General features: G+C 58.1%; 1 pseudogene. It reads left to right on the forward strand.

Features of this window, described 5'->3' with window-relative positions:
* Window positions 1–234: pseudogene (locus tag AF337_RS04570) on the forward strand (sugar ABC transporter substrate-binding protein); the annotation flags it as partial.

Below are 234 nucleotides of genomic sequence, written 5' to 3' on the forward strand. Positions count from 1 at the left end.
CTCTTCGACAAGGACTTCAATCCGCTCTTCACCTCGCCGGATTCGGCTGGTTACAAGGCGCTTGCTTTCGAGCTGATGCTCCTCAAGGAAGGGCTGGTCGATCCGGCGTCTACCGGCCTGAAAGATAGCCAGATCAATGAGAGCATGTTCGGGCAGGGCATCACCAGCATCATGATCTCCGGTGAGCCCGGCCGTCTTGGCCAGATGAACGACCCGAAGCAGTCGAAAGTCGCC

The organism is Rhizobium ecuadorense, from assembly GCF_001187535.1.
GTDB lineage: Bacteria > Pseudomonadota > Alphaproteobacteria > Rhizobiales > Rhizobiaceae > Rhizobium > Rhizobium ecuadorense.